The following is a 3,866-nucleotide window of genomic DNA, read 5'->3' on the forward strand; positions in this document are numbered from 1 at the left end:
CCCGTCAGGCGGCGGGTCTGCCCGCTTGGGCCCCCGGGTAGTGGGTATTGATCCAGTCTCGGATCCGCCGTTCCAAAACCGCCGGCTGCTCGAGCATCACGTAGTGGCCGGCGTCCGCCACGAATTCGAGCTCGGCATCGCCGATGGCCCCGGCCAGCGCCTGGCTCGCCGATGGTGGCGTCATGCGGTCTTGCTGACCGCACACGACCAGCGTCGGCAGGCGCAGTCCTGGGAGCCGGCTCTCCGCATCGAAGGCATCGCAGGCCGCCAGATCCTGGTACAGCACGCCGGGTGCCGTTGCCAGGGTGCGCTCGGTGACCCAGGTGGTCAGCGCCGCCGGCGCCTCGCGGGCGAACGACCAGCCAGTGATCCGCTCTACAGCCTTGGGCAGGGTCGCCGGATCGGCCGTGGCCTCGAGCAGCCAGGGGTTGACTGGCAGCCGGGTGCCACTTCCGATCAGGACCAACCCGGCCACCTGCTCGGGCCAGCGCAGGGCGAATTCCAGCGAGATGGCGCTCCCCATCGAGTGTCCGACCAGAATCGCCGGCTCCGACACCAGCCCGCTCATCCACTCCCGCAGCCGGGTGGCGCTCTCCACGATGCTGCCGGCAGCCGGGCCCGGGGAGGCGCCGTGCCCCGGCAAGTCGGGCGCCAGGACCCGCAGCGGGTGCAGGCTCCGCAACTCCGGCGGCCAGAACCGATGCTCGGCCCCGGCGCCGTGAATCAGGATCAAGGGCCGCCCGATCGGGCGGCCCTTGAGATTCTGCTCGTAGGCAATGCCGGCTCGGCTCGGAAGCGTCACGTCCGCTCCGCCAGCCAGCGCTCGGCGCTCATGCCGGCCGCGCAGCCCTGACCCACCGACGAGGCAACCTGCCGGTAGCTCGGATCCTGGATCTCGCCGGCGGCGAACACACCCTCGACGCTGGTCATCATGCGCTGGTCGGCGATCAGATAGCCGTGGTCATCCATCGCCACCTGGCCCTTGAACAATTCGGCGTTGGGATCGTGCCCGACGTAGATGAACACCCCGTCGGCGGGAATCTCGCTGCCCTCGCCGGTCTTCAGGTTGCGGAGGCGCACGGCCTCGACCTTGCCTGTGCCGAGCACTTCCTCGACCACGGTGTCCCATATGAAGGACATCTTCTCATTGGCGAAGGCGCGGCGCTTCAAGGCCTCACCTGCCCGGAGCTGGTCGCGCCGGTGGACCACGTGCACCGCCTTGGCAAATCGGGTGAGAAATAGGCCTTCCTCGGCGGCGCTGTCGCCCCCGCCGACGACAACCACCTGCTTGCCGCGAAAGAAGAAACCGTCACAGGTGGCGCAGAACGACACCCCTCGCCCGATCAGCTCGGACTCGCCTGGCACGCCCAGCCGTCGGGGTGAGGCGCCTGTGGCCACGATCAGGGCTTCGGCTTGCAGCTCTTCGCCGTGAGTCTTGACCCGGAATGGGCTGCCCTGGTGGAGGTCGACCTCGGTGACTTCATCGATCAGCAGCCGCGCCCCGAAGCGCTCCGCTTGCTTCTGCATCAGCTCGACCAATTCCGGCCCGGTGGTGCCCTGGGGGAACCCGGGATAGTTTTCAACTTCGCTGGTGATTGACACCTGCCCGCCGAGCTGGTTGCCGGAGATGACCAGGGGCGCCAGGCTGGCCCGGGCTGTGTAGAGGGCGGCCGTCAGCCCGGCTGGCCCAGATCCAATGATGATCACGCGTTCCATTCGATTTCCGCCTCACATCGTCACGGTTGGACGCGGCGGTCCGCGTCCAACCAATGCGGCAATTGTGCCAGGCTGGCCCGCAGCCACCACATGGGCGCTCGCGTGCGCACCTGACCTTGGGAGTCTATGATCGGGCGCCGGCACGGGTCATCCGGCGCACCGGGGCGGCACCCCAACCGCTCCGCGCCGCAACTCGGGCAGCGCCCCGGCATGCCGTCGGCGCTCAGACAGCGCGGGCAGAGAAAGACCTGGATCGTGTCCTCCGAAGTCATCACCGTCTCGCACCCCGTGGCGCGTTCATTGTACGTCGGCGTCCCGTTCCCTTCCAGGGCGTGTTCCACCTCACCCCGGCGGGGCCGCCTGCGACTCCGGAGTGTGGGCTGGCAGGAACCGTCGCAACGATCAAGGTCCTCCTGTCCATCATCGAGCCCGGCCGCCGATCGACAGGCCGCGGGTCCGTAGACGACCGCCGGGTGCCGGCAGGGTGCAGCCAAGGTCCTGACCGTGGTGACTGGCTTGGATCGCGATTTCTTACCCCGGAGCGCGGCGCGCCCACAGCCCTGGCGCCAACACCGCCGCACCACCGAGGAGGCCTCCACCGACTGCCCAGACAGGGATCCGGCCGAGGACGGCGATCAGCTCGTCGGTGGAGAATTCCGTTTGAGCGTGGCTGTGCAACGAGACCTTGACCAGCATCAACCCGGCCGCCACCCAAGGGACGCAGGCCCCGATGCCGCAGCCCGCCAGTCCGGCCGCCGCCAAGCGGGGCAAGCCGGATCTCTTCTTCGTCACCCACCGCCCAGCCCTGGGTCCGGCGGCCGTGACCGTCAGCGCCGCCGCCAGGACGAGGACCGCGGTGAGCTGCCTGGCCTCCGTCGCCAGCCAGGCGAATGACACCAGCCCGACGGCTGCCGCCCAAGCTCGCCACACCCACCTCACCGCGAACCTATTCCTGCTGTACCGCTTCCCCCGACAGGCGAGTGGCCCGGGAGGCGGTCCAACTGCCTTCTGAGCTCATTCAAGGCAGACGGTCCCCCGACTGCCACGGGAGCTAGTGGAACCACCGCGGCCTCTCTTCCCGTTCGGGGAGACCGCAGCCGGCCGGAGGGAGAGTCTGGCGCCGCTAGACGTCGGCACCGGCCTCCGCCTGCCTCGGGATCGAAGCCAGGATGCGCGTTCCGCTGCCTTCCTGCGAGAAGACCTGCAGTTGTCCGCCGGCGAGCGCTGCCCGCTCGCGCATGTTGACCAGGCCCAGACTGCCGCGCTGGGCATAGTCCTCATCGACGGAGCCAACGTTGAATCCGACCCCGTCATCCTCGATCTCCAGCCTCCAGTCGGAGGCCCCCGGCCTGAGGCGCACCCAGATGTGCTGCGCCTGAGCGTGCTTGACGGCGTTGTTGATCGCTTCCTCGGCAATGTAGAAGATCACGCTTTGCTGCAGCGGGCTCATGTTCTCGGCGTCCTGCCGCTCAGCCTCGACGAGCACCTGCTCTCCCTGCACTTCGTGCACTTTCTTCCCGAGCTGCCAGAGTGCGGGCACCAGACCCTGCGATTCCAGAATCAGCGGGCGCAGGGCGAAGAGCATATGCCGGATATCGCGGGTTGCGCGCCGGGCCATCTCTTCGGCGGTCGTCAGTTCCCGCCGGGCGGCCGCCGGGTCGCGCTCGACCAGCTTGCCGATGTAGTTCAGGCGCATGGCCAGCGAGGCCACCGCCTGGGTTGGCCCATCGTGCAGGTCGCGGGCCAACCGCTTGCGCGACTCCTCCTGGACCTCTCCCTGGCGCTGTTTCTCCGTCTCCGCCCGCTGCAGCCTGTCGAGCCCGTCGAGGCCGGCAGAGGTCAAGCGGCCAATGGCCTGCAGTTCTGCCAGGACATGGGATGAGGCTGCTCCGGGCTCGTTCCAGCCGACGAGCAGAGCTCCGCCGGGCTTCCCGCCCCTTGTCAGCGGCGCACACGCCACCTCGCGACAGACCCTGAGGGCGCTCATCGACGCCAGGGCAGGATCTTCAGCCGGCTGCCGGCTCACGACCGCTGTTCGATCGGCTATGGCTTGTGCCAGGATTCCGATCGGCTCGGCCAGCACTGTCTGGCGATCGCCGGGCGTCAGCCGGCGCGCACTCCTGACCTCCCAGCCGGATGCACCGGCGAGC

4 protein-coding genes are annotated in these 3,866 nt (G+C 68.8%); all 4 read right to left on the reverse strand.

The window, feature by feature from the left end; all coding sequences use genetic code 11:
- Window positions 1–4: 4 nt before the first annotated feature.
- Window positions 5–802, reverse strand: coding sequence for an alpha/beta hydrolase (locus MUO23_04865; GenBank protein MCJ7512283.1), 798 nt, complete (start codon window positions 800–802; stop codon window positions 5–7).
- Window positions 799–1,716, reverse strand: a complete 918-nt coding sequence (gene trxB / locus MUO23_04870; protein ID MCJ7512284.1) for a thioredoxin-disulfide reductase — start codon at window positions 1,714–1,716, stop codon at window positions 799–801. The genes MUO23_04865 and trxB overlap by 4 nt, the downstream gene beginning before the upstream one ends.
- Window positions 1,717–2,247: 531 nt before the next feature.
- Window positions 2,248–2,646, reverse strand: a complete 399-nt coding sequence (locus tag MUO23_04875; GenBank protein MCJ7512285.1) for a hypothetical protein — start codon at window positions 2,644–2,646, stop codon at window positions 2,248–2,250.
- Window positions 2,647–2,839: 193 nt separating this feature from the next.
- The coding region (locus MUO23_04880; protein ID MCJ7512286.1) for a GAF domain-containing sensor histidine kinase at window positions 2,840–3,866 on the reverse strand (1,027 nt) is incomplete at its 5' end.

The organism is Anaerolineales bacterium, assembly GCA_022866145.1.
GTDB lineage: Bacteria > Chloroflexota > Anaerolineae > Anaerolineales > E44-bin32 > PFL42.